This is a genomic window from Pandoraea cepalis (assembly GCF_902459665.1).
GTDB classification, from domain to species: Bacteria; Pseudomonadota; Gammaproteobacteria; order Burkholderiales; family Burkholderiaceae; genus Pandoraea; species Pandoraea cepalis.
Map to the genome: position 1 here is coordinate 130,028 of NZ_CABPSL010000006.1, position 23,940 is coordinate 153,967.

Below are 23,940 nucleotides of genomic sequence, written 5' to 3' on the forward strand. Positions count from 1 at the left end.
AGCGAATCCCCCCAGCCGCCCGCCGTTCCCGGCGGGCGGCGTGCATTCGCGCTCGGCCACCGCTCGTCGCGAGGCTTCCCGCATGAACGAATTTTTCCCGCAGTTTGCCCAGCAACTGGTCAACGGCCTGACGCTGGGCGCGATCTACGCGTTGATTGCCATCGGCTACACGATGGTCTACGGCATCATCGGCATGATCAACTTTGCCCACGGCGAGATCTACATGATCGGCGCCTACGTCGGTCTCGTCACACTGACGGCCATCGGCACCGCAGCGGGTTACCCGTTGCCGCTCGTGCTGGGCGCGGCGCTGCTGGTCTCGGTGCTGATCACCGGCCTGTATGGCTTTGCGATCGAGCGAGTGGCGTATCGCCCGCTGCGCGGCGGCCCGCGTCTCGGACCGCTGATCTCCGCCATCGGCATGTCCATCTTCCTGCAAAACTACGTGCAGATCGGCCAGGGAGCGCGCGACGTGTCCGTGCCGATGCTGATCTCCGGCGCCATCGATATCCCGATGGGTGACTTCACGGTGACCATTCCCTACGCGCGCATGCTGATCGTAGGCGTGACCGTCGCGCTGATGATTCTGCTCACGCTGTTCATCGCCAACTCGCGCATGGGCCGCGCCTGCCGTGCCTGCGCCGAGGACATGCGCATGGCCAACCTGCTCGGCATCGATACGAACCGCGTGATCTCGTTCACCTTCGTGCTCGGCGCCATGCTCGCGGCCGTCGGCGGCGTGCTGATCGGCCTGACCATCGGCAAGCTCAATCCGTACATCGGCTTCATCGCCGGTATCAAGGCCTTCACGGCAGCGGTACTGGGCGGTATCGGCAGCGTTCCCGGCGCCATGCTGGGCGGTGTACTGCTGGGGCTGGCGGAAACGCTCGCCTCCGGCTACATGCCTTCCGAGTACAAGGACATCGTGGCGTTCTGCCTGCTGGTGCTGGTGCTGCTGTTCCGCCCCACCGGCCTGCTGGGCAAGCCCGACGTCGAGAAAGTCTGAGGTCGACCATGACACAACCCCTCACGCTCAAGTCCGGCGCCGCCCAACGCGCACCGGCCGGCGACACCCTCAAGGGTGCGGTCATCTCCGCACTCGTGACGATCGTGCTCACCGCCCCCATCCTCGGCCTGCAACTGAAGCTCGACGGCTACCGCGTCGTGATCGAGCAGCACTGGCGTCCGGTCTGGATCGCCGCGGCCGTCGTCTTCGTGTTCCAGATGCTCAAGCCGTTCCTGCTGCGCTCGACGCGTGCCATCACGCTGCCGGCCATCCCCACCCTGGGACGCCGTCAGCAACTGAGCGCCATGTGGGTGCTGCTCGCCATCGGGCTCGCGTGGCCGTTCGTCGGCTCGCGCGGCGCGGTGGATGTGGCGACGCTGGCCCTCATCTACTGCGTGCTCGGCCTGGGCCTGAACATCGTCGTGGGATTCGCCGGTCTGCTCGATCTGGGCTACGTCGGCTTCTACGCGGTCGGCGGCTATACATATGCCCTGCTCAACCAGTACTTCGGCCTGACCTTTTGGGAATGCCTGCCGATTGCCGCACTCATGTCCGCCACCTTCGGGTTCCTGCTCGGCTTCCCGGTGCTGCGCCTGCGGGGCGACTATCTGGCCATCGTGACGCTCGGCTTCGGGGAAATCATCCGCCTGCTGCTGAACAACCTGACGAGCCTGACCGGTGGACCGGACGGTGTCTCGGGCATTCCGAAGCCCAGTGTCTTCGGCATCGAGATGGCGCGATCATCGAGTGTCGATGGCGTGAAGACGTTCCACGAACTGATCGGCTTGCCGTACGACGGCTCGCACATGGTGATCTACCTCTACCTGCTGGCGTTTGCGTTAGTGGGCTTCACGCTGTTTGTCACTAGCCGCCTGATCCGCATGCCGATTGGCCGCGCCTGGGAAGCGTTGCGCGAAGATGAAATCGCGTGCCGCTCGCTCGGCCTGAACCCCACGCGCATCAAGCTCTCCGCGTTCACACTGGGGGCATCGTTCGCCGGGCTCGCCGGCGCATTCTTTGCCGCACGTCAGGGGCTGGTCACGCCCGAATCGTTCACATTCATCGAATCGGCGCTAATCCTCGCCGTGGTCGTGCTCGGTGGCATGGGCTCGCAAATCGGCGTGATTCTCGCGGCGATTCTGCTGACCGTCCTGCCGGAAGTCGCGCGCGACTTTGCCGAATACCGCATGCTGATTTTCGGCCTGGTGATGGTACTGATGATGATGTGGCGTCCGCAGGGCCTGTTGCCCGCCACCCGCCCGCACGTGGAGTTGCCGCAATGAGTGCAGCACTGTTGAAACTCTCCGGCCTGCAGATGCGCTTCGGCGGTCTGCTGGCCGTCGATGGCGTCGATTTCGACGTCCGCCCGCACGAAGTCTTCGCCATTATCGGCCCGAACGGCGCCGGCAAGACGACCGTCTTCAATTGCGTTGGCGGCTTCTATCGGCCCACGGGCGGCTCGATCACGCTCGACGGCGACAACATCACCGGCCTGCCGAGCCATAGCGTGGCGCGACGTGGCCTCGTACGCACGTTCCAGAACATCCGCCTGTTCCGCCAGTTGACGGTGGTGGAGAACCTGCTCGTTGCACAGCACATGCGCGTGCATAGCGGCTTTCTGCAAGGGCTGTTCTCGACGGGCGCGTTCCGTCGCGCCGAACGCGCGGCGCTCGAGCGCGCCAAGGCGTGGCTCGACCGGTTGGGCCTGACGGCCGTCGCCAACCGCGAGGCCGGCACGCTGTCGTACGGACACCAGCGACGTCTCGAAATTGCACGCTGCATGATCACGGAACCGCGTCTGCTCATGCTCGACGAACCGGCCGCCGGCCTCAATCCGCAAGAGAAGGTCGAGTTGCAGCAACTCGTCGACAACCTGCGTCACGAGTTCGGGATTTCAGTGCTGCTGATCGAGCACGACATGAGCCTCGTCATGGGCGTTTCGGACCGGATTCTCGTGATGGAACACGGCAAGCCGATCATGACCGGCAAGCCCGACGAGGTGCGGCGCGACCCGCGCGTCATCAAGGCCTACCTCGGGGAGGAATAATGCTCAAGCTGGAACAAATCCATACCCATTACGGGGCCGTCGAGGCGCTCTCGGGCGTGTCGATCGAAGTGAACAAGGGCGAGATCGTCACGCTCATCGGCAGTAACGGCGCGGGCAAGACGACGTTGATGATGACCGTGTGCGGCACGCCGCGCGCATCGAGCGGACGTGTCATGTTCGAAGGTCGCGACATCACGGGATGCGCCACGCACGACATCATGCGCATGGGGCTGGCGATTTCACCGGAAGGCCGCCGGGTATTTCCGAGTCTGACGGTCATCGAGAACCTGAAGATGGGCGGCTTTTTCGCCTCCAAGGATCAGATCGACGCCGGGATGGACCACGTGTTCAAACTGTTCCCGCGGCTCGCGCAGCGCGGCAAGCAGCGCGCGGGCACGATGTCGGGCGGCGAACAGCAGATGCTGGCCATCGGGCGGGCGCTGATGAGCCGTCCGCGCCTGCTGTTGCTCGACGAACCGACGCTCGGCCTGGCACCGCTCGTGATCGCGCAGATCTTCGACATCATTCGCGCGATTCGCGAAGAAGGCGTCACCGTGTTTCTGGTGGAGCAAAACGCGAACAAGGCGTTGAACGTGGCCGATCGCGGCTATGTGCTCGAGACCGGTCGCGTCGTGCTCGCCGACTCGGCCGAGAACCTGCTCGCGAACGACGACATCAAACGCGCGTATCTCGGCGCGTGACGTAGCGCGCTGCGGCCCAGCGCACGGACGTTCGGCGTCAAAATGAGACATGGGGACGCACACTTCGGTGGCGTCCTCATGTTCTCATGCGGCAAGGCGCACCCGCGGCCCACGACGTCGCCCGGATTGGCACGTCACGCGGTTCACTGGCCCCACCCGATCCGGATTCGCGCACTTGCGAGATTCGGACGCAGACGGACACCCGCTTGGCGTAGAATAGAGCCTTTCCAAATTCCGCCCCGCGTTGTCCGCTATGCCGTTGGCCACTACAGAAGAAATCATTGCCGAGCTGAAGGCCGGCCGCATGGTTGTCCTCGTCGACGAGGAAGACCGCGAAAACGAAGGCGACCTGGTCATGGCGGCCGAGTTCGCGACGCCTGAAGCCATCAACTTCATGGCCAAATACGGCCGCGGCCTGATTTGCCTCACGCTCACGCAGGCGCGTTGCAAGCAGCTCAACCTGCCGTTGATGACCTACCGCAACGGGACCCAGTACGGCACCGCGTTCACGCTGTCGATCGAAGCGGCCGAAGGCGTCACCACGGGCATCTCGGCAGCGGATCGCGCCCACACGGTGCAGACGGCCATTGGCCGCGACGCGCGTCCGGAGGACATCGTCCAGCCGGGTCATGTGTTCCCGATCATGGCGCAGCCCGGCGGCGTGTTGGTGCGCGCCGGTCACACCGAAGCCGGTTGCGACCTGACGGCCATGGCCGGCCTCACGCCCGCCGCCGTCATCTGCGAAATCATGAACGACGACGGCACGATGGCACGCCTGCCGCAGTTGCTGGAGTTCGCCGAGCAGCACAACATCAAGATCGGTACGATCGTCGATCTGATCCACTACCGCAGCCGCACCGAATCGATGATCGAGACGGTCGCCACGCGCGAAATGCAAACGGCCTGGGGCCCGTTCCAGGCCACGCTTTACCGCGACAAGCCGAGCGGCAATCCGCACCTCGCGCTGGTGCGCGGGGTTCCGAACCCAGCCGACGAAACGCTCGTGCGCGTGCACGAACCGCTCTCGGTGCTCGACCTGCTCGAGACCGGCGTGTCGACCCACTCCTGGACCCTCGCGGGCGCGATGCAAGCGATTGCCGAGGCGGACAAAGGGGTTGTCGTGCTGCTGAACTGCGTGGAGACGCCCGAGCATCTGTTCAATCAGTTCGAAGCGCTCGACGAAACCGAGCAGGCGGCGCGCGCCAAGCGCCGCCCTGTGGACTTCCGCACGCACGGCGTTGGCGCGCAAATCTTGCGCGAGCTGGGCGTCGGTAAAATGCGGGTGCTCTCGAGCCCGCGCAAAATCCCCAACATGGCAGGTTATGGCCTGGAGGTCACCGGCTTCCAGCCGATGCCCGGCGCACCGGGCGCCTGAATAGTCTTGTATCGATGGCCCGCCCGCCAGTGGCAGCGGGGCATCATCTTGCCGAGCCATGCCTGTCTCGGGCATGCCGGCACAACGTTGGCCGCACCGCCTGGACGGTACTTTTTTAGAGGAAGCCCATTATGGACATCGGACAATATCAGCCCGAACTCGACGGTGAAGGCCTGCGCATAGGCATTGTGCAAGCACGATTCAACGACGCCGTTTGCACGGCACTTCGCGCCGCTGCCGTGGCCGAACTCGACCGCCTAGGTGTCGATGGCGACGACGTGCTGCTCGTCACGGTGCCCGGCGCATTGGAAATTCCGCTGGCATTGCAGAAGATGGCCGAATGCGGCCAGTTCGACGCGCTGATCGCGCTCGGCGCAGTCATTCGCGGCGAGACATATCACTTCGAACTGGTCTCGAACGAGAGCGGTGCCGGCATTTCGCGTATTGGTCTCGACTTCGGCATTCCCATCGCCAATGCGGTGCTCACGACCGAGAACGACGAACAGGCCGAAGCGCGCGCCGCCGAAAAGGGCCGCGACGCCGCCCGCGTGGCGGTGGAAATGGCCAATCTGCTCGAAGCGATCGACATGCTCGGTGGCGACGACGGATTGGACGAAGACGAAGACGAAGACGAAGAAGAGGAAGATCGGTAATGAAGAGTGCTCGCCGCCGCGCGCGCGAATTTGCGCTGCAAGGGTTGTATCAATGGCTGCTCTCGCGCGACCACGCGGGTGAGATCGATGCGCACCTGCGCACCACCCCCGGCTACGACAAGGCCGACCGCACGCACCTGGATGCCCTGTTGCACGGCAGCATCCGTGAGGCGGACGCCTTGTCGCAGCAACTCCAGCCCTACCTCGACCGCCCGGCCGCCGAACTGTCGCCGGTCGAGCATGGCGTGCTGGTCATTGGTGCCTACGAACTGATTCACCACCTGGACATTCCGTACCGCGTGGTCATCAACGAGGCGGTCGAACTCGCCAAGACCTTTGGCGGTGTCGAAGGCTTTCGCTACGTGAATGGCGTCCTCGACAAGTTGGCCGCGGAAGTGCGGCCAGACGAAGTCGCCGCGAATCGCAATGGCGGTCGCGGCAAAAGCGCCTAGCCCTACGCGAGGGCTGCGCAAGGTATCGCAGGCCGGCCGGCCTGACGATTCCTCCCGCGTCGCGTGCACGCCGAACGGGGCAATCGCCCCGTAGCGTTCGCCCCGCACAAGTCCCCCACCTTCTCCTTCCTGTCTCCCCCCCGACATCATGGATCGAACGCCCGACCTCGCCCCCGCCGCACTGAAGCTGGCGCAACGTGTCGACGACATCGCCCCGTTTCACGTCATGGAGCTGGCCAAGCAGGCTGCGCTGCGCGAAAAGGCGGGGCATCGCGTCATTCACATGGGCATCGGCGAGCCGGACTTCACGGCCCCCGAGGCAGTGATCGAGGCGGCGGTGAAGGCTATGCGTGACGGGCGAACCCAATACACGGGGGCGATGGGCATCCCCGCCCTGCGGGAGGCCATCGCCGGTTATTACCGTAGCTTTTACGGCGTGGAGGTCGAACCGTCGCGTATCGTCGTGACGGCCGGTGCATCGGCCGCCCTCGTGTTGGCGTGTGCCGCGCTGGTCGGCGTGGGCGACGAAGTGCTCATGCCGGATCCCTGCTATCCGTGCAACCGACATTTCGTCTCCACCTTCGACGGAAAACCCGTGTTGATCCCCTCGGGCCCCGCGGAGCGATTCCAGCTGACGGCCGAGCGCATCGAATCCCATTGGGGCGCGGCAACGAAAGGGGTGCTCCTCGCCTCGCCGTCGAATCCAACGGGCACGTCCATCGAGACAGCGGAATTGGCCCGCATCGTCAAAGCCGTGCGCGCGCGCGGCGGCTTCACGCTTGTCGACGAGATCTACCAGGGCCTGTCCTACGACAGCCAACCCACCACGGCGCTAACCTTCGGCGACGATGTCCTGGTCGTGAGCAGCTTCTCGAAGTACTTCAATATGACAGGCTGGCGCCTCGGTTGGCTGGTCGTGCCGCCGTCGATGGTGTCGACGTTCGAGAAGCTCGCGCAGAATCTGTTCATCTGCCCCTCCGCCGTGGCGCAACATGCGGCGACGGCCTGCTTCCAACCGGAAACGATGGCGATCTTCGAGGCGCGCAAGAATGCCTTCCGTGAGCGACGCGACTACATCGTGCCGGCGCTCGAGCGCCTTGGCTTCCGGGTTCCCGTGATGCCTGACGGTGCGTTTTACGTCTACGCGGACTGCACCGGCGTATCGCATCCGGACGCCGCCGACAGCGACCGCCTCACGCAGTCTCTCTTGCAACAAGCCGACGTCGTGCTCGTGCCGGGACTCGATTTTGGTTTTTCCGAGCCGCGCCGCTACATCCGCTTGTCGTATGCCACGTCGCTCGGTCAGTTGCACGAGGCGATGGACCGCATCGAACGGGTGTTCGCTGCCGGCTGAGTCGCCGGCCAGCCCCGTACTTGGGACGCAAAAACAAAAAAACCCATCGAATCACTTCGATGGGTTTTTTCTTGGGCTGCGATGGCGCTCTATATAGAGAACCGTCGCGTGCCGACGGCTCGACGGGAAAAACGATGCACCGGCCCAGGTACACCACGCCGCCGATGGCCGATCAGGCAGCGGTGCTGTCGTCCGCTTCGAGCGACTTGGCGGCCGCCTTGCCCACCGAGGCCGCCGGCGTCGCCACCGAATCCGTCGGTTCGCCCGACTTGCCAGCCGAGACCGGTTTCGCCACAGGCTTGGCCGAGCTGACGATAACCGGCGCTTGCGGCGCGTTCGGCGAGACCTTGTGTCCCATGGCAACGCTACGCAGTCGATCGCGCTCGGCAAGTACCTTGGCACCGTATCCACCGTCGCCTGCGCTGGTCGATCCCACATAGCGGCGCAGACCACCGGCGAGCGAGCCGCCGCTGGCGATACATTCCTTCAGGATCAGCGCACCCACCTTGATGTTGGCAATGGGGTGCAGGGCCGCCTCGGGACCGCCGAAGTACTCAAGCTTGTCACGATGCACCTTCGACATCACCTGCATGAGGCCCTGCGCACCCACGGTACTTTCCGCGTACGGGTTGAAGCCCGACTCGATGGCCATCACAGCCAGCAGCAGCAGCGGATCGAGGCCGACTTCCTTGCCGGTCGAGTACGCCGCGCGCACGAGGTTGCCCGTGACGTCTCCGGCCACGCGGTAGCGACGTGCCAGATAGTCGGCGACGGCGATTTGCTCGCGCGAGTCCAGCGGCTTGGTGGCGCGCGCATCGGCGGCCACACGCTGATTCGGAATATAAGCCGCGAGCACGGCGGCCGACGGCACATGCTGCGCCGCTTGCGCCATCATCGACGCGTCCGACGGCGAGCGCTCAGCGACCACAGCGCCGTTGCCGCCCGGATCGGCCGCATGGGCGGATCCCGTGGCGGCCTCGAGCAGCGGACCGACTTGCGACGCCAGATCGGCGCGCCACGTCGGTTGCGCCCACAGCGCCAGCGTGCCAACCACGGCAACCAGGCCCACCGCGCTGGACGTATAGAGTCCAACACGACCGCCGTGCCATGCGAGGCGACGCCAATCGCGACGAGCCAAGGCTACCGTTGCCGTACCTCGCGCGCCGAGCGCACGGATCGCGGCCAGTAGCCAGGGTGATAAACCAGACTTCTTCATACTACGTACTCCGGTTACGCCGTCACCACGGGGTGGCCCCGGGGCGTATGGAAATGAGCCGCGATGCCCGCCAGGCATCCCGTGTAACGCTCATTTACGGCATAGGGAACAAGGCGGGGCATCGTGTGTGTCTTGGACGATGCCACTACCGCCGCAGCACGCCGACCTGTTCAGGTCTCTGGCGCTGACGAGCTATTGCCCGCGCTGCTTCCTAAAACACTGGTTTCCCGACCTCGGTGAGAAAACCAGCGACTGAAAATCCACGTCAATGTTGTAGTTATCGCTAAGCTTGAGCGGGTCGGCCTACCCGTCTTCAAAGCCGCCTTTTTGGATTCAACGGGCGGATTGTAGCAGCCATATATAAACAGTCAATACTATTATCAAGACAAATCATTACCAAAAGTAATTTGTAACAGCGGTTTTGCCGTGACGTCTGGACACCTTGACCGGTAAAATGCCCTGCCTAACCCCCGCGTTTACAAGGGTGTCACTCCGACTTTCCTGGAATTCAAACGGCCGTTTTCACCGGCTGTATGAATTTCGTAAAAATTTTTGGTAACGGTTTGTTTCATGAAATATGTCGATCTTCGTGACTTCACCGCGCAACTGGAGCGATCCGGCCAGCTTCGTCGCATAGACGTGCCGGTCTCGCCGGTGCTGGAGATGACGGCGCTCGCCGACCGCGTCCTCAAAGCGGCCGGCCCGGCGCTGTGGTTTGCGCGGCCGACCGGTTACGACATGCCCGTGCTGGCCAACTTGTTTGGCACCCCTGAACGAGTGGCGCTCGGCATGGGCGTCGATAAAGGCGAGAACGCGCTCGGTTCGTTGCGCGATATCGGTCGCCTGCTCTCGACGCTCAAAGAACCCGAACCGCCACGCGGGCTCAAGGATGCGGGCAAGCTGCTGGGCATGGCCAAGGCCGTTTGGGACATGGCGCCCAAGGAAGTCGGCAGCCCGGTGTGTCAGGAGATCGTCTGGGAGGGCGACGATGTCGACCTCGCGCGGCTACCGATTCAGACCTGTTGGCCCGGCGATGCCGCCCCGCTCATCACGTGGGGCCTGGTCATTACCAAAGGGCCGCATCGCAAACGCCAGAATCTCGGCATCTACCGCCAACAGGTCATCGGACGCAACCAGGTCATCATGCGCTGGCTCGCCCACCGGGGCGGCGCGCTCGACTTCCGCGAGTTCGCACAGGCCAACCCCGGCAAGCCCTTTCCGATGGCCGTCGCACTGGGCGCCGATCCGGCGACGATGCTCGGCGCCGTCACCCCCGTGCCCGATACGCTGTCCGAGTATCAGTTTGCGGGCTTGCTGCGCGGCAGCCGCACTGAGCTGGCCAAGTGTTTGACACCGGGATTGGAGTCGCTGCGCGTTCCCGCACGTGCCGAGATCGTGCTCGAAGGCTTCATTTACCCCGCCGCGACACCGCCGCGCGCACCCGATGGCGCACCGCCGCCGCCGTCGCGCGGCGCGACAGCGGGCTACGCCCATGCGCTCGAAGGCCCCTACGGCGACCACACCGGCTACTACAACGAGCAGGAGTGGTTCCCGGTGTTCACGATCGAGCGCATTACCCTGCGCCGCAACGCGGTCTATCACTCCACCTACACGGGCAAACCGCCCGATGAGCCGGCCGTGCTCGGCGTCGCGCTCAACGAAGTCTTCGTGCCGCTGCTGCAGAAGCAATTCCCCGAGATCACGGATTTCTATCTGCCTCCGGAAGGCTGTAGCTACCGAATGGCCATCGTGCAGATGAAGAAGGCGTATCCGGGGCATGCCAAGCGCGTGATGTTCGGTGTCTGGAGTTTCCTGCGGCAATTCATGTATACGAAGTTCATCGTCGTGGTCGACGAGGACGTCGATATCCGGGATTGGAAGGAAGTCATTTGGGCCATCACCACGCGCGTCGATCCGACCCGGGATACGACGCTCGTCGACCAGACGCCCATCGACTATCTCGATTTCGCGTCGCCCACGGCAGGACTGGGCTCGAAGATGGGGATCGACGCGACCAACAAATGGCCCGGCGAAACGTCGCGCGAATGGGGACGCCCCATCGAAATGACCGCCGACATCGATGCGCGTATGGCTACCCTATACGCGGATCTCGGCTTGTAAGCACGGTCCGGGGGCCGGGGCGCACCGAGCGTCCTACCCCCTCCCCCGGCATCTGACAGCGACATCACACCGCGCCGTGCCCAGTGGCGAATTCGCGCCTCATTCGGGTCCGATATTCATCTGACCCTTTAATAATCTGTAATAAGGGCTTTCCCGCCCCCTGAGATCCGCATGCTGACTGGCTTGCGCGCATTTCGACCTGATGTCGGCGAACCCGATCCCATCGCGAAAGTGTCACAAAGTCCCACACAACGCCATTCCCTCGGGTAGAATCGCGCTTTTTTTCGCGAATGGGAACTCCGACCCCAATTCGGGGTAGCCGCGCTCGCAAGTACGCCGCGACGTGGAAATCGTTCGATATTCGCGAAACTCAGTAGCAAAAGGCAGAAGTCGCGCCCCGCCAGCGCCGCCCCCGAACCGTCACGCCCGTGCTGACGGCGACCGGCCTGCGGGAAATTAGTCCGCCCTCGCGCAGCGTACCGCCCGCCCTCATCGGGACCGGTGCCTGCCCCCCCCGGGCGTGGAGAAGACATCGAATGGATAACAATCAACCCCTCATGCGTAACATCGGGCCCTTCGCCCTGATGTTGACCGGTCTTGGCTCGATCATCGGCTCCGGCTGGTTGTTCGGTGCCTGGAAGGCCGCCAAGATCGCCGGCCCCGCCGCCCTTTTCGCGTGGCTCATCGGCGCCGTCGTCATCCTGGCCATCGCGCTCACTTACGCCGAACTCGGCGCGATGTTCCCCGAGTCAGGCGGCATGGTCCGCTACTCGCGTTATTCGCACGGCAGCCTCGTCGGCTTCATCGCCGCGTGGGCCAACTGGATTGCCATCGTCTCGGTCATTCCGATCGAGGCCGAAGCATCGATTCAGTATATGAGTACGTGGCCGTACGACTGGACACACGCCCTGTTTGTCGACGGCACGCTCAGCACGAGCGGCCTCATGCTCTCCGCGCTGCTCGTGATCGGCTACTTCATGCTCAACTACTGGGGCGTGAAACTGTTCGCGCGCGCCAACACGGCCATCACGTTGTTCAAGTTCGCCATTCCGGCATTGACCATTGCCGGCCTGATGATCGCGGGCTTCCACCCGGGCAACTTCAACGTGGCGGAGCACGGCGGTTTCGCACCGAACGGCATGTCGGCGGTGTTCACCGCCGTCGCCACGTCGGGCATCGTGTTCGCGTTCAACGGCTTCCAAAGCCCGGTGAACCTCGCGGGCGAAGCGCGCGACCCGGGGCGCAGCATCCCGTTCGCGGTGGTCGGCTCGATCCTGCTCGCCACCGTCATCTACCTGCTGCTGCAAGTGGCCTACATCGGTGCGCTCTCCCCCGAACAGCTGGCCGGCGGCTGGCACATGGTGAGCTTCAGCTCCCCGTTCGCGGAATTGGCGATCGCACTCGGCCTGAACTGGCTGGCCATCGTGCTGTATTTCGATGCGTTCCTGAGCCCGAGCGGCACCGGCACCACCTATATGGCCACCACGAGCCGCATGATCTATGCGATGGAGCGCAACCGCACATTGCCCGCGATCCTCGGTCACGTGCATCCGCTGTATGGCGTGCCGCGCCCGGCGATGTGGTTCAACCTGGCGATCTCGTTCATCTTCATGTTCTTCTTCCGCGGCTGGGACTCGCTGGCCGCCGTGATCTCGGTCGCGACCGTGATCTCGTACCTGACGGGCCCGATCAGCGTGATGGCGCTGCGTCGCTCGGCCCCCGAGCTGCACCGTCCGCTGCGCCTGCGAGGCCTGTCACTGATCGCACCGTTCGCCTTCGTGTGCGCGTCGCTGATTCTTTATTGGGCTCGCTGGCCGCTCACGGGCCAGATCATCGTACTGGTGATCGTGGCGTTGCCCGTCTACTTCTACTATCAGGCGAAGGATCGGTGGCAGGGTTTCGGCCGTGACCTCAAAGCATCGTGGTGGCTGATCGGCTACCTGCCGGCGATGGCGCTGTGCTCGTATATCGGCAGCAAGGAGTTCGGCGGTCTTGGCCTGCTGCCATATGGCTGGGATATGGTGATTGTGGCCGCCATGTCGCTTGCGTTCTATCACTGGGGCGTGAAGGCCGGCTGGCGTACACCGTACCTGGCGGGTGAGCGTGAAGAAGACGTCGCCAGCATGGAAGGCATGCCCGCGCTCTCGCACTAAGCGCTCCGAACATCGGCAGCGCCGACGGAAAAGCCCGCCTGCAATGCATTTGCGGCGGGCTTTTTTACGTCATGTGCGGCATGCCGGGCGCGCTCACCGATGGGCGCGCCGACGCTCGACGAACAGGCTGTTGCCGAGCGCGCGCTTGGCCATCTTCTTGGCGTCGGCGGCCGCGGCCGAGACTTCCACGTGCGAGGGAAAGCTCTCCGGCGTGACCGCCACCACGCCGATCGACAAGCTCGTGATCGGGTGAAAGATGATCATGCCGCGACGATCTTCCGCTTCGAACCCGCCCGCCGCGATCTGATCCGGATGGAAGTATTCCGTCACGGCCTCGCCGAAGCGCCTGAGCGCCTCGCGGCAACGCGCCTCCCAATCGGGGCTGCGAAACACCACCAGAAAGTCGTCGCCACCGATGTGACCAAGGAAGTCGCGCTCAGGGTTGCGCACCGCCATGAGCACGCGCGCGACCAGTTGGATCAGGTCGTCGCCGCGCCGGTAGCCGAACACGTCGTTGAACGGCTTGAAGTTATCGAGATCGACATAGCAGGCGAAGAACGATTGCCGCTCACCGATCATGCGATCCATGTAGTCGTCGATCGGCACGTTGCCCGGCAGCAGCGTGAGCGGGTTGGCGTACCGCGCCGCGTCGAGCTGCATATCGGTGATGTGACGCATCAGCGCGTGGCCCTGCGCCACGCCCAGATATCGCCCTTGATCGGTGACGATCAAACCGCCCGCGATTTGCCGGCTGGCGCCTTCGGCAATCATGCGGCTCAGATCCTCAATGCGTGCGCTCTTGTCGAATGTGAGCGGGCGCGGCTCCATCACGGCCGAGCAAGGCTTGCGTCCGTAGAGTTCACGCGTAAAAGGCCGAGCGAACCGGCCGATCAGCGACGCGCGTCCGATCAATCCCACGGCACGGTCATGCTCGACCACCGGCAGCACGTCGAGCGTCGCATCGCTCTCGAAACGCGCCACGACATCTTCGCTGCGGGTCTCCGGCGAGACAGGCTGCACGTATGAAGCGATTCGCTCCAGCGTCACATTGCCCGCACCGAGTTGACTCGGTTGTTGATGCACATAGGCGCGGCGCTCGTTGACAACCGCCCGCACGTGGGCCGTGATCGCCCGTTGCGGCTTCGCTTCCGGGCGCGCGATGAAATACCCCTGACCGAGGAAGATGCCGAGATCGCGCACGACCTGCAGTTCCTCGGCGTGCTCGATGCCCTCCGCGATGATCCGCGTGCCGCTCGCCTCCGCGATCTGGCGCATCGACCGCACGAACTGGAGTTTGACGGTGTCGGTGTCGATGCCGTCGACGAAATGCCGGTCAATCTTGACGTAATCGGGCCGCAGCTCGGACCACAGCCGCAGGCTGGCATAGCCCTCGCCCATATCGTCGAGCGCCACTTCGAAACCCAGCGCGCGATATGCCGTGAGCGAAGCGCGCGTGCTTGCCAGATCCAGCGCAGGCGCATGCTCCGTGAGTTCGAGCACGACACGCTCGGGGGCGAGGCCCAGCGTCTGGAGCATGGCAAACGTTTCGTCGAGACCCAGCGATTCGCTCACGCCGCCGACCGGGTGGGCGCGGGTGACCGGGCCGATGTTCAGGAAGAGGCGTTCCGGCAGGTCCTGCTCGACGAAGCCGCGCAGCACCGTGCGACGGCAAGCCAGTTCGAGCGGCGCGAGCAGACCGTGGCGACGCGCGGCGGCGAACAGCGCCAGCGGCGATTGGATCGCCGTGCCGGCTGGCCCCCGCACCAGTCCCTCGTAGCCGGCAACGCCCGACGTGCGAAAGTCGAGAATCGGCTGGAACACGCAGGTCAAACCGATACCCTCGCACAGCTCGGCGAGCCATGCGGCCTCGTCGGGTTCCGCATCGGGCACTGACGCCGCGACGGACGTCGATATCGCATCGTGCAATGTTCCAGGCGCGGCAAAGCGCTCCGGCGGACGTATCGCGACAGGCGGGGGAAGGTTCAACGGGAACTCCGTAGGTCGGTGCGGTGCGCCGCCATCATGCAAATCGCATTGCGTTGTGCGGGCATGTGCCGGGCGCGTCCATACCCATCGAAGGCGCGCTGCGCTCCGATGAAGCGTTTCACCCGTTCCCCGTGCTTCGCTTGCGGTAGCTGCTCTATGGCCCGTATCCGCGTCTGTTGACGGTGCCCGCAGGCACCCTCTTTTACTTGCCCTCAGGCTATCGCCGTTGTTTGACAAATCTGTGACAGTGTCGGATTTGCCACACACGCCGAGACGGCGAAACCCCCACCGTCGAACACCCTGGATATCCATCGCGTGCGCCCGGCATTCCTCCGGCGCGGAGACGAAAAAAAACGGCAACGCCGCAAAGCGTTGCCGTTGCTTCGCGAGGGTGCCGCCGACCGGCGCGCCCTCCCGAACTTACCAGGCGGTGACCACCGAGCCGCCGAACTTCTTCTCGATGAAGGCCTTCACTTCCGGCGAATGGTAAGCCTTGATCAGCTTGGCCACCCAGGGCTTGTTCTTGTCGGCCGTGCGAATGACCAACACGTTGGCGTACGGGCCGTTGGCGTCTTCGATGGCGATCGAATCACGCTTCGGGTTCAGACCGGCTTCCATCGCAAAGTTCGTGTTGATGACGGCCACCGCCACATCATCGAGCGAGCGCGGCAACTGTGCGGCGTCCAGCTCGACGAACTTCAGCTTCTTCGGGTTATCGACCACGTCGAGCGGCGTCGCCTTCAGACCGGCGTCGGCACGCAGCTTGAGCAGGCCCTGCTTCTGCAGCAACAGCAGGGCACGGCCGCCGTTGGTCGGGTCGTTCGGCAGCGACACCTTGTCGCCGGCCTTCAGATCGGCCAGCGACTTGATCTTCTTGGAATAGATGCCCATCGGGAAGATCACGGTCTTGGCGATCGACTCAAGCTTGTAGCCACGGTCCTTCACCTGGGCGTCGAGGTACGGCTGGTGCTGGTAGCTGTTCGCGTCCAGGTCGCCCGACGACAGCGCGGCGTTCGGTTGCACATAATCGCTGAACTCGATGACCTTGATGTTCAGACCGTCTTTGGCCGCGACCTTCTTCACTTCGTCGAAGATCTGCGCGTGCGGGCCGCCCGTGACACCGATCTTCAGATTGACGACATCGGCGGCAACCGCCGACGCGGCGAATTGCGTGGCGAAAACCGTAGCGGCACCGACACCGGCCAGCAGTTTGAAAAGCGTGCGACGTTGCATGGAAAAACCTCGTGTGTGTGATGTGCCGGTGCGCCGGCGACGTTGTTATATGAGATGTTACTTATGGCTCAGGCGACGCACCAGCCAGTCGCCGAACGTCTGTACCAACTGCACGAAGACGATCAGGATCAGCACGACGGTAATCATCACTTCGGGCAGGAAGCGCTGATAGCCGTATCGGATGCCCAGGTCGCCCAGACCGCCGCCGCCGATGGCGCCGGCCATTGCCGAATAGCCGACCAGACTGACGAACGTGATCGTCAGACCGGCCACGATGCCCGGCAAGGCCTCGGGCAGCAACACCTTGGTGACGATCTGGCCGGTGGTCGCGCCCATCGACTGCGCCGCCTCGATCAGGCCACGGTCGACCTCGCGCAGGGCCGTTTCCACCAGGCGCGCGACGAACGGCGCGGCGGCGATGGTGAGCGGCACCACGGCCGCCATCGTGCCGATGGACGAGCCGACAATCAGACGCGTGAACGGGATCACCGCGACGAGCAGGATGATGAACGGTGTCGAGCGCACCGCGTTGACGAGGATGCCGACGACACGATTGGTCGGCAGGTTTTGCAACACGCCGTTGCGATCCGTCAGATAGAGCAGCACGCCAAGCGGCACGCCGACCACGGCACCGATCAGGCCGGAAATCCCGACCATGATGAGCGTCTCCCAGAAGGAGGAGACGAAGAGATCGAACATTTCACTCCACATGGCTCAGCTCCTCAACGACAACACCTTGACTGGCGAGGAACGCCATGGCTTCGGCCACCCGGGCCGGGGTGCCGCCCGCCAGCACGGCGAGCGATCCGAACGCCTGCCCCTGGATCTCGTCGATCTGGCCGTGCAGGATGTTGAAATCGAGTTCGTAGCGACGAATCGCCTCGGAGAGCAGCGGCTGATCGACGCCTGCGCCGGAGAACGCCAGACGATATAGGTGATCGTGACCGTTGCCGATGCGCGACGCGACACGCTCGCGAACGCCCGCGGGCAGCTCCTGCGAAATCACGTCGCCGATAAGCGCACGCGTGACGTCGTGACGCGGGCGCAAGAACACTTCGATGACACGGCCCTGCTCGACCACACGGCCGGCATCGAGCACGGCGACGCGGTCGCACACCTGCTTGATGACTTCCATCTGGTGTGTAATCAGCACAATGGTCAGGCCCAGCTCGCGATTGATGCGCTTGAGCAACTCGAGAATCGAGCGCGTCGTTTCGGGATCGAGCGCCGACGTCGCTTCATCCGAGAGCAGCACCTGCGGCTCGCTCGCCAGCGCGCGGGCAATGCCCACCCGCTGCTTCTGGCCACCGGAAATCTGCGACGGATAACGATCCTTTTGTGCCGTCAGACCGACGAGTTCGAGCAGCGGCAGGATCTTCGCGCGAATCTCCGCCGCCGACAGACCCGCCAACTCCAGCGGCAACGCCACATTCTCGTAGACGGTGCGCGAGTTGAGCAGATTGAAGTGCTGGAAGATCATGCCGATGCGGCGGCGCGCCTGACGCAGCGCGTCGGACGACAGCGACGTGAGGTCCTGCCCGTCGACGCGCACGCTGCCGTCGCTCGGGCGATTGAGCAGATTGATGACACGCACGAGCGTGCTCTTGCCGGCGCCGCTTCGGCCAATGATGCCGAAGACTTCGCCGCGCTCGATCGACAGGCTGATATTGGAAAGCGCGTCGATCGGCCCCTTGGGCCCAGCGAAACGCTGGGTAATGTTCTGGAGTTCGATCATGCAAAAAAATAGCAGCCCCACTGCTGAAACCGCCCGCAGTGCCGCCGCCTTGACTCGATATTCAGTGCAAAGACAACATTCTAGCCCATGCATCTAAATAGATGAAAATAATAAAACTTGATCTCCTTATATCGGATTTCGACTGAACCTGACGGCGATCACGCTTGTCTGCGAGAGGCGAAGTCGTCGAGCACTTCGATCACGCGGTCAAATTCGAGCGATTTGTCGAAGAAGTACTGCACGCCCAGTTGCTGGCAACGCTTGCGGTACGTGGCCAATGCATAGTTCGTGAGCACGATGGCCATCAGTTGGGGCAGCAGTCCCGCGTCGTGCAGGTAGGAGAGCACGTCCATGCCCGAGCCGCGTCGCAGTTGAATATCGACGATCACCGCGTCGAACGAATCTTCCTGGAGTGTGCGGACCGCGTCGTCGGCCGTCTCCGCCACGCCTGTCACCTGGAGCATCCCGGTCGAACCGAGCGCTTCGGACAGGCTCTCGCGGATGACCGCCGAGTCTTCGATCAAGAGCACCTTGAGGGGCAAACCGGACCCCGTATGCGTTGCCGCGTTCCCGGTTGGCATGACAACCTCGCTATCAACTGATCAAGCCGTTCTTGAGCGCGTAGAGCGTCAGGTCGGCATTGGTTTTCAAATGCATCTTTTCCAGCACGCGCGCGCGATACGTGCTGACGGTCTTTACCGACAGATGCAACTCGTCCGCAATTTCGGTGGGCGTGCGGCCCTGCGCCAGCTTGCAGAACACCTGGAACTCGCGCTCCGAGAGTTGCTCGTGGATCGGTTCGTCGCCCGGCTGGTCCAGCTTCTGCGCGAGCAGGTCGGCGGTACCTTCGCTGACATAGCGGTGGCCGCGCGCCACCGTGCGGATAGCCCGGATGATTTCCTCGGGCGCAGCATCCTTCATCAAATATCCGTTCGCGCCGGCGCGCAGCAGGTTGACCGCATACTGCGCTTCAGGATACGTCGACAGGAACAGTACGCCCTGCGCCGGGCGCAGTTGTTTGATCACGCGCAACGTGTCGATTCCGTTCTTGTCAGGCATGGCGATATCCAGCAACACGACGTCGAAGGCTGTATCGCGAACCGCACGGATCACTTCGTCGCCGCTCGCCGCTTCGCCCAGCACTTCCATGTCCGACTCGTCGGCAATGAATTGCTTGAAGCCGGTACGGACAATCGCGTGGTCGTCGGCAATCAGGATTTTTATTGTTGTCGGTGACATCTCAGCTCCAGTGACGCTCGGTCGCTCGAATAATGAATCATCTGCCGGTAACTCTCAATGGTGCCGCACGAGATCCTGCGCCTCCACAGCCAGCACGCCGGGCCGCCTGGCGAGTTGCCCGGGCGGCCCCAGACGTCGTCTATCGTCGGAACACCCCAAAGAGAAGCGTGACCAGGAAGATCACCAGAAAGATGAAGAACAGGATCTTTGCGATCTCTGCGGCACCGACGGCGATTCCCGTAAAGCCGAACACTGCAGCGATCAACGCGATCACGAAAAAAACGACAGCATAGTGAAGCATCGCAACCTCCTTGTAGGGGAACGGGCCGCGCGCGTCTGCATGACGCGTCACAGTATCGCTTCAGCGCACGGACAAGCCCCGTGCGGCAGCGCTCCGTCTAATCGACGATCTTCTTGGCGACAGTCAGTCCAAGCAGCAGGAAGATCACAAACAACACCAGGAACAGCACGAACAGAATCTTCGCGATCCCGGCGGCACCCGCGGCGATCCCGGTGAAGCCCAACAGGCCCGCCACGATCGAGATCAGTGCGAACATCAACGCCCACTTCAACATAGCGCTCTCCTCGGTCAATGCATCGTTTCCCGGAGACTTCGTTCGCCTCCGACGGCGCGACACCGGTTTGCGCAACGCGGCGCGAACCCTCGGACGCTGAGTGAATGGTAGAAAAACGGCGCGTAGGCGACTGCCCGGACCCCGCTGGTTTTTGCGTAGGAATTGACTGACAATTCGCGAAACAACGCGATTTTCGACTTATGATCGAAACGCGTTCGATCATCGGTATTCCCTGCACGCCCCTCCTCAACACCTCGCCACAGGCCCTCATGTCTCGATTGCTCACGTCCTGGTTGCGTCGCCGAAGCTGGATCATCGCCATGATCGCGGCGATCGCCATCACCGTTGGCAGCCTGATCGGGCTGGAGTCTGCGCACCGCCGACTGGCGTCCACCTACGAGGCGGCCTTGCAGGCCATGACCGCGGCCAACGAACTCAACGAGATCATTGCGCGCACGTCGACCGTGGTGTCGAGCCAACGCGGCTATTTGCTCACGAACGACCCGATCTATCTCGATCCCTACCTGTCGGCCGTGCGACGCATTCGTGATCTCGCCGCCCTGATCGTGCGGCATTACGAAGCGACGGGCGACACGCAGGCCACGAAGGACTTTGCCAATGTGATGACGCTGTTCTCGCAGCGCATCACCGCCATGGAAACGGCACGCGCGGCGGTCAAGCAAGGGAAGATGAATTTCGAAGAGGCGCTCTCGCCTGCCAATCTCGGCATCGGCACGATGGAGCCGGTGCAAGACGGCATCACCGACCTATACAACCGCGAGCTGGCGCGCGCGCGCACCGCGCAGGACGACGGGCGCTTCGATCAGGCGATCTCGGCGATAAGCGCCGGCGCGCTCTCGGTGCTCACCATCCTGCTGTTCGTGCTGCTGTTTCGTTCCCTCGGCCGGCAGATGCGGCAGGAGCGACTCGCGCGCGACCGGTTGAGCGAACAGCAAGCGCATCTGGATCGCGTCGTGCGTGAGCGCACCGAGCAACTGGACGAGTTGGCCACCCACTTGCAGAACGTCAGCGAAGACGAGAAGACCCGTCTGTCGCGCGAGCTGCACGACGAACTCGGCGCGATTCTCACCGCCTGCAAGATGGACGTGACCTGGGCGCATCACAAGCTGCGCAACGTCGATCCGGTGATTGCCGAGAAACTCGCTCGCGCGCAACGCAATCTCGACGCCGGCATTCAGACGAAGCGCCGCATCATCGAGAATCTTCGTCCGACGGTGCTGATCAACTTCGGTCTCGTGACGGCGTTGCGCTCGCTCGCCGAAGAAACCGCCGATCAACAGCACTGGCAGCTCGATCTCGACCTGCCCGAAGAGGACTTCGCCCTGCCGGAGTCGACGGCCATCGTGCTGTTCCGCGTTGCCCAGGAAGCGCTCACGAACGCGGGCAAGTACGCGCGTGCCACCACCGTGCGCGTGGCCCTGGCATGCGACGATCAGCGGGTGCGTCTCGAAGTCATCGACAACGGTATCGGTCTCACGCCGGATCAGTTCAACAAGCCCAAGACACACGGCCTGTTCGGTATGCGCCAACGGGTCTCGGCCAAGGGCGGACGCATCGACATTCACTCGCTGCCGCTGCGAATCGGCACCGAGATCCAGGTCGTGCTGCCGCTGTGCAATCCGGCGGACGCGCCCAACATCGCGACCGAAGTCACCGAAAGCACCGCCACACAGACACCTGCCCCCGGGAAGCCCGACGACGGCGCGAGCGCCTCGCCGCAAACGCCTTGATCCCCTGATCCTCAAACTGGCGCCCTGGGTACTGCGTCCTCGGTACTGCGTCCTCGATACCGAGCACGTCGGAATGCGCCGACAGCGCAACCCGACGCCACCTACGCCGCGATGCTATCGCGGCTGACATCGCGAACACTTCGCACTCCCTACCATGGAATCTCGTGCCGCATCGAAAGCGCGGCAACGAGGCGCGCCGCTTTGCGTGCCGATGCGATGAAAATTCTCCGAACCGAACCTATCCCAACCCAATATGAAGGAGTTGCTATGAACTCGGATCTGATCAAGGGCAAGTGGAACCAACTCAAGGGCGAAGCGAAGAAGCAGTGGGGCAACCTGACGGATGACGATCTGCTCAAGATCGAAGGCAACCGCGACAAGTTCGTGGGGACGATCCAGGAACGATACGGCAAGGCGAAGGCCGAAGCCGAACGCGAAGTCGACACGTGGAACGACCAACACAAGCTCTGGTAAGCGCTTGCCGCCGTGCCCGCCGGGAGGCGGGCGCCCCGACGCGTCCCTTTCACTTCGCGCGCGTGCCGCGCGTCGCACACCATCCTCTGTCAAAGGAGACATTCAAATGAAACGACTGATCGCCATCGCACTGCTCTCCGGCTTCGCGCTGGGGCTCGCCGGATGCAACACCATCCACGGCGCAGGCAAGGACGTCGAACGAGGGGGCGAAGCCATTCAGGGCGCCGCCGATCGCGCCAAGTAATCCGGCATATCGCCGAATCCATTTTCCTCGCATGCCGCCCCCCCCGAAACTTGTGATGCATCGGCATTGCGCCTCATGCGCATTCCATTGCCCGCCTGAAGGAGGACTCCGACATGTCACATCGAACTGTCATGAACATCCTGACCTGCGCCAGCCTGACCGTGGGCACCGCGGGAATGCTGAGCGCCGCGGCGGCCCACGCGGCGGACGCGGCGGCCAAGGATCGCTACGAGGCGACGCAGAAATCGGCCGAGGCCGACTACAAGGCGTCGGTCGCGCGTTGCAAAGCGCTCAAGGACAACGCGAAGCGTGTCTGTGTCGCGAGTGCAAAGGGCAACGAAGCCATTGCCAAGGCCAATGCGCAAGCCGACTATGAGCAAACACCCAAGGCGCGCTACGAGGCCGCCGTCGCGAAGGCCGACGCCGATTACAGCGTTGCCAAGTTGCGCTGCGACGACAAGAAGGGCAACGACGAGGACGTTTGCGTCAAGGACGCCGAAGCCGCCAAAACCAAGGCCTATGGCGATGCCAAGGTCATGCGCACGAGCCGGGAATCGTCGAAGGACACGATGGCCGCGCGGCAGGACGCCAATGCCGAGGCGGACAAGGCGCAGTACAAGGCCGCGCTCGAACGCTGCGACGCGCTGGCCGGCAATCCCAAGGACACCTGCGAGGCGGACGCCAAGGCGCGCTTCCACCAGTAAGCGCAGGGATCTCCCAAACCATGCGGATCGCGGCCACGGATCCGTCCCAAAAACAGCAGATCCGGACGCACCGGGCGAACCGGTTAGGCAGGGAGGAGACGGCGGCGTTGCGTGCAGCCCCGCGACGTCGATGGCGGGCGAATGCGGCAAAAGCGGCATTCGCCTGCTGTTTTTGTGCCACAGGCGGCGAGCGCGCATGTAAATGAATGTAACAAGCGCAGCCCGACCTGACGCTCCTCGACGCGAGCGCGGCAACGCAAGACGCTCACCGAAACGAGCGCAAATCGTTGATTCTGAATAGAATGACGACTTGATCTACACGTTTGGCGGCCGCTTTTCCTCGCCCGGACGTTCCCTGTGCCGTGTCAATGCGCATACTTTGCAACAATTGCGCCACGCCCGCGTTTCGGAACTTCAGTAAAGTTAAGCCAAGGAATCTGACGAACAACGGTGCTTAAGGGCACCCGGCGCGTCGCACGGCATGGTGCCGTCCGGGCGCTGTCATCAGTACGCTGCCAAGTCCGCAGGAGAAATGTCATGAAAACCAAGTTTGCCGCCCTTGCCATCGCGGGGATCGCGCTCGCTGCGGGTGCCGTCGGGACAGCGCAGGCTCACGTCTCGGTCGGTATCGGCATTGGCCTGCCGCTGGTCGTCCCGGCACCGGTCTATGCGCCGGCGCCCGTGTACGTCGCGCCCCCGCCGCCGGTCTACTACGCCCCGCCGCCCGTCTATGTCTCGCCCGCGCCAGTGTATTACGGTCCTCCGCCGGCGTATTACGGCCGTCCGTACTACGGGTACGGGCACGGTCGCTGGCGCCGCGACCACTGGCATCGCGATTGAGCGACGGCCGGCCCCACGCGGGCAAATGCATCGGATAACACACCGGTCGCCGAAAAATGAACGCGCCACCGACTGCGAAGT

The 23,940-nt window shown here is 63.6% G+C and carries 24 protein-coding genes; 15 read left to right on the top strand and 9 right to left on the bottom strand.

The window, feature by feature from the left end:
• Nucleotides 1-82 precede the first annotated feature (82 nt).
• From livH to PCE31106_RS10310, 8 genes are all read left to right on the top strand, one after another.
• The gene (gene livH / locus PCE31106_RS10275; RefSeq protein WP_017235291.1) at nucleotides 83-1,006 is read left to right on the top strand and encodes a high-affinity branched-chain amino acid ABC transporter permease LivH; all 924 of its coding nucleotides are present in this window, start codon (nucleotides 83-85) and stop codon (nucleotides 1,004-1,006) included.
• Nucleotides 1,007-1,014: 8 nt separating this feature from the next.
• Entirely contained in the window at nucleotides 1,015-2,289 is a 1,275-nt protein-coding gene (locus PCE31106_RS10280; RefSeq protein WP_017235290.1) for a high-affinity branched-chain amino acid ABC transporter permease LivM, read from the top strand.
• Nucleotides 2,286-3,053 (top strand): high-affinity branched-chain amino acid ABC transporter ATP-binding protein LivG, encoded by a 768-nt coding sequence (livG, locus tag PCE31106_RS10285; protein ID WP_150563193.1) that lies wholly within the window; start codon nucleotides 2,286-2,288, stop codon nucleotides 3,051-3,053. Before PCE31106_RS10280 ends, livG begins: the two co-directional genes overlap by 4 nt.
• Entirely contained in the window at nucleotides 3,053-3,754 is a 702-nt protein-coding gene (locus PCE31106_RS10290; protein ID WP_150563194.1) for an ABC transporter ATP-binding protein, read from the top strand. The genes livG and PCE31106_RS10290 overlap by 1 nt, the downstream gene beginning before the upstream one ends.
• A 253-nt stretch (nucleotides 3,755-4,007) precedes the next feature.
• Nucleotides 4,008-5,129, top strand: a complete 1,122-nt coding sequence (gene ribBA / locus PCE31106_RS10295) for a bifunctional 3,4-dihydroxy-2-butanone-4-phosphate synthase/GTP cyclohydrolase II (RefSeq protein WP_017235287.1) — start codon at nucleotides 4,008-4,010, stop codon at nucleotides 5,127-5,129.
• A gap of 131 nt (nucleotides 5,130-5,260) precedes the next feature.
• Nucleotides 5,261-5,782, top strand: coding sequence for a 6,7-dimethyl-8-ribityllumazine synthase (ribH, locus tag PCE31106_RS10300; RefSeq protein ID WP_150563195.1), 522 nt, complete (start codon nucleotides 5,261-5,263; stop codon nucleotides 5,780-5,782).
• Nucleotides 5,782-6,234: a transcription antitermination factor NusB gene (nusB, locus tag PCE31106_RS10305; protein ID WP_017235285.1), complete on the top strand. Its 453-nt coding sequence runs from the start codon at nucleotides 5,782-5,784 to the stop codon at nucleotides 6,232-6,234. The genes ribH and nusB overlap by 1 nt, the downstream gene beginning before the upstream one ends.
• Nucleotides 6,235-6,382: 148 nt before the next feature.
• Nucleotides 6,383-7,588 (top strand): pyridoxal phosphate-dependent aminotransferase, encoded by a 1,206-nt coding sequence (locus PCE31106_RS10310; protein WP_150563196.1) that lies wholly within the window; start codon nucleotides 6,383-6,385, stop codon nucleotides 7,586-7,588.
• Nucleotides 7,589-7,760: 172 nt separating this feature from the next.
• Here the strand turns inward: PCE31106_RS10310 and PCE31106_RS10315 are convergent, their stop codons facing one another.
• Complete coding sequence (locus tag PCE31106_RS10315; protein WP_150563197.1) at nucleotides 7,761-8,804, bottom strand: lytic transglycosylase domain-containing protein; 1,044 nt, start codon at nucleotides 8,802-8,804, stop codon at nucleotides 7,761-7,763.
• 570 nt (nucleotides 8,805-9,374) lie between these two features.
• Here PCE31106_RS10315 and PCE31106_RS10320 point away from each other — a divergent pair.
• Together PCE31106_RS10320 and PCE31106_RS10325 are read left to right on the top strand one after the other, a co-directional pair.
• Nucleotides 9,375-10,925, top strand: a complete 1,551-nt coding sequence (locus PCE31106_RS10320) for a UbiD family decarboxylase (RefSeq protein WP_150563198.1) — start codon at nucleotides 9,375-9,377, stop codon at nucleotides 10,923-10,925.
• 536 nt (nucleotides 10,926-11,461) lie between these two features.
• Nucleotides 11,462-13,078 carry an APC family permease gene (locus PCE31106_RS10325; RefSeq protein ID WP_017235281.1) on the top strand — a complete coding sequence of 539 codons (1,617 nt, stop codon included), beginning with the start codon at nucleotides 11,462-11,464 and terminating at the stop codon, nucleotides 13,076-13,078.
• A gap of 93 nt (nucleotides 13,079-13,171) precedes the next feature.
• Here the strand turns inward: PCE31106_RS10325 and PCE31106_RS10330 are convergent, their stop codons facing one another.
• The 8 genes from PCE31106_RS10330 to PCE31106_RS10365 form a co-directional block, all read right to left on the bottom strand.
• The gene (locus tag PCE31106_RS10330) at nucleotides 13,172-15,064 is read right to left on the bottom strand and encodes a GGDEF domain-containing protein (RefSeq protein WP_150563199.1); all 1,893 of its coding nucleotides are present in this window, start codon (nucleotides 15,062-15,064) and stop codon (nucleotides 13,172-13,174) included.
• A gap of 420 nt (nucleotides 15,065-15,484) precedes the next feature.
• Nucleotides 15,485-16,297 (bottom strand): MetQ/NlpA family ABC transporter substrate-binding protein, encoded by an 813-nt coding sequence (locus PCE31106_RS10335; protein WP_017235279.1) that lies wholly within the window; start codon nucleotides 16,295-16,297, stop codon nucleotides 15,485-15,487.
• Nucleotides 16,298-16,354: 57 nt separating this feature from the next.
• Nucleotides 16,355-17,008 (bottom strand): methionine ABC transporter permease, encoded by a 654-nt coding sequence (locus PCE31106_RS10340; RefSeq protein WP_017235278.1) that lies wholly within the window; start codon nucleotides 17,006-17,008, stop codon nucleotides 16,355-16,357.
• Nucleotides 16,998-18,032: a methionine ABC transporter ATP-binding protein gene (locus PCE31106_RS10345; RefSeq protein WP_026132220.1), complete on the bottom strand. Its 1,035-nt coding sequence runs from the start codon at nucleotides 18,030-18,032 to the stop codon at nucleotides 16,998-17,000. The genes PCE31106_RS10340 and PCE31106_RS10345 overlap by 11 nt, the downstream gene beginning before the upstream one ends.
• Nucleotides 18,033-18,190: 158 nt before the next feature.
• Nucleotides 18,191-18,613, bottom strand: a complete 423-nt coding sequence (locus tag PCE31106_RS10350) for a response regulator (protein ID WP_017235276.1) — start codon at nucleotides 18,611-18,613, stop codon at nucleotides 18,191-18,193.
• A 13-nt stretch (nucleotides 18,614-18,626) separates the two neighbouring features.
• Complete coding sequence (locus tag PCE31106_RS10355) at nucleotides 18,627-19,271, bottom strand: response regulator (RefSeq protein ID WP_017235275.1); 645 nt, start codon at nucleotides 19,269-19,271, stop codon at nucleotides 18,627-18,629.
• Between the two features lie 139 nt (nucleotides 19,272-19,410).
• Nucleotides 19,411-19,572, bottom strand: a complete 162-nt coding sequence (locus PCE31106_RS10360) for a DUF1328 domain-containing protein (RefSeq protein WP_017235274.1) — start codon at nucleotides 19,570-19,572, stop codon at nucleotides 19,411-19,413.
• Between the two features lie 97 nt (nucleotides 19,573-19,669).
• Nucleotides 19,670-19,846 (bottom strand): DUF1328 family protein, encoded by a 177-nt coding sequence (locus tag PCE31106_RS10365; RefSeq protein WP_017235273.1) that lies wholly within the window; start codon nucleotides 19,844-19,846, stop codon nucleotides 19,670-19,672.
• Between the two features lie 269 nt (nucleotides 19,847-20,115).
• Here PCE31106_RS10365 and PCE31106_RS10370 point away from each other — a divergent pair, with 269 nt between their 5' ends.
• The 5 genes from PCE31106_RS10370 to PCE31106_RS10390 all read left to right on the top strand — a co-directional run bounded on the left by PCE31106_RS10370 (nucleotide 20,116) and on the right by PCE31106_RS10390 (nucleotide 23,859).
• Entirely contained in the window at nucleotides 20,116-21,597 is a 1,482-nt protein-coding gene (locus PCE31106_RS10370; protein ID WP_174975090.1) for a sensor histidine kinase, read from the top strand.
• Between the two features lie 267 nt (nucleotides 21,598-21,864).
• Nucleotides 21,865-22,071: a CsbD family protein gene (locus PCE31106_RS10375; RefSeq protein WP_017235271.1), complete on the top strand. Its 207-nt coding sequence runs from the start codon at nucleotides 21,865-21,867 to the stop codon at nucleotides 22,069-22,071.
• A gap of 106 nt (nucleotides 22,072-22,177) precedes the next feature.
• Nucleotides 22,178-22,315, top strand: coding sequence for an entericidin A/B family lipoprotein (locus tag PCE31106_RS10380; RefSeq protein WP_017235270.1), 138 nt, complete (start codon nucleotides 22,178-22,180; stop codon nucleotides 22,313-22,315).
• 113 nt (nucleotides 22,316-22,428) lie between these two features.
• Nucleotides 22,429-23,019: a hypothetical protein gene (locus PCE31106_RS10385; RefSeq protein ID WP_254440975.1), complete on the top strand. Its 591-nt coding sequence runs from the start codon at nucleotides 22,429-22,431 to the stop codon at nucleotides 23,017-23,019.
• 537 nt (nucleotides 23,020-23,556) lie between these two features.
• Nucleotides 23,557-23,859 (top strand): hypothetical protein, encoded by a 303-nt coding sequence (locus PCE31106_RS10390; RefSeq protein WP_017235268.1) that lies wholly within the window; start codon nucleotides 23,557-23,559, stop codon nucleotides 23,857-23,859.
• The last annotated feature ends 81 nt before the right edge of the window (nucleotides 23,860-23,940 follow it).

Bases quoted from the DNA above. Each gene is read 5' to 3' on its own strand.
- livH (WP_017235291.1), top strand. From the start codon at position 83: ATGAACGAATTTTTCCCGCAGTTTGCCCAGCAACTGGTCAACGGCCTG.
- PCE31106_RS10280 (WP_017235290.1), top strand. From the start codon at position 1,015: ATGACACAACCCCTCACGCTCAAGTCCGGCGCCGCCCAACGCGCACCG.
- livG (WP_150563193.1), top strand. From the start codon at position 2,286: ATGAGTGCAGCACTGTTGAAACTCTCCGGCCTGCAGATGCGCTTCGGC.
- PCE31106_RS10290 (WP_150563194.1), top strand. From the start codon at position 3,053: ATGCTCAAGCTGGAACAAATCCATACCCATTACGGGGCCGTCGAGGCG.
- ribBA (WP_017235287.1), top strand. From the start codon at position 4,008: ATGCCGTTGGCCACTACAGAAGAAATCATTGCCGAGCTGAAGGCCGGC.
- ribH (WP_150563195.1), top strand. From the start codon at position 5,261: ATGGACATCGGACAATATCAGCCCGAACTCGACGGTGAAGGCCTGCGC.
- nusB (WP_017235285.1), top strand. From the start codon at position 5,782: ATGAAGAGTGCTCGCCGCCGCGCGCGCGAATTTGCGCTGCAAGGGTTG.
- PCE31106_RS10310 (WP_150563196.1), top strand. From the start codon at position 6,383: ATGGATCGAACGCCCGACCTCGCCCCCGCCGCACTGAAGCTGGCGCAA.
- PCE31106_RS10315 (WP_150563197.1), bottom strand. From the start codon at position 8,804: ATGAAGAAGTCTGGTTTATCACCCTGGCTACTGGCCGCGATCCGTGCG.
- PCE31106_RS10320 (WP_150563198.1), top strand. From the start codon at position 9,375: ATGAAATATGTCGATCTTCGTGACTTCACCGCGCAACTGGAGCGATCC.
- PCE31106_RS10325 (WP_017235281.1), top strand. From the start codon at position 11,462: ATGGATAACAATCAACCCCTCATGCGTAACATCGGGCCCTTCGCCCTG.
- PCE31106_RS10335 (WP_017235279.1), bottom strand. From the start codon at position 16,297: ATGCAACGTCGCACGCTTTTCAAACTGCTGGCCGGTGTCGGTGCCGCT.
- PCE31106_RS10340 (WP_017235278.1), bottom strand. From the start codon at position 17,008: ATGTGGAGTGAAATGTTCGATCTCTTCGTCTCCTCCTTCTGGGAGACG.
- PCE31106_RS10345 (WP_026132220.1), bottom strand. From the start codon at position 18,032: ATGATCGAACTCCAGAACATTACCCAGCGTTTCGCTGGGCCCAAGGGG.
- PCE31106_RS10350 (WP_017235276.1), bottom strand. From the start codon at position 18,613: ATGCCAACCGGGAACGCGGCAACGCATACGGGGTCCGGTTTGCCCCTC.
- PCE31106_RS10355 (WP_017235275.1), bottom strand. From the start codon at position 19,271: ATGTCACCGACAACAATAAAAATCCTGATTGCCGACGACCACGCGATT.
- PCE31106_RS10360 (WP_017235274.1), bottom strand. From the start codon at position 19,572: ATGCTTCACTATGCTGTCGTTTTTTTCGTGATCGCGTTGATCGCTGCA.
- PCE31106_RS10365 (WP_017235273.1), bottom strand. From the start codon at position 19,846: ATGTTGAAGTGGGCGTTGATGTTCGCACTGATCTCGATCGTGGCGGGC.
- PCE31106_RS10370 (WP_174975090.1), top strand. From the start codon at position 20,116: ATGTCTCGATTGCTCACGTCCTGGTTGCGTCGCCGAAGCTGGATCATC.
- PCE31106_RS10375 (WP_017235271.1), top strand. From the start codon at position 21,865: ATGAACTCGGATCTGATCAAGGGCAAGTGGAACCAACTCAAGGGCGAA.
- PCE31106_RS10380 (WP_017235270.1), top strand. From the start codon at position 22,178: ATGAAACGACTGATCGCCATCGCACTGCTCTCCGGCTTCGCGCTGGGG.
- PCE31106_RS10385 (WP_254440975.1), top strand. From the start codon at position 22,429: ATGTCACATCGAACTGTCATGAACATCCTGACCTGCGCCAGCCTGACC.
- PCE31106_RS10390 (WP_017235268.1), top strand. From the start codon at position 23,557: ATGAAAACCAAGTTTGCCGCCCTTGCCATCGCGGGGATCGCGCTCGCT.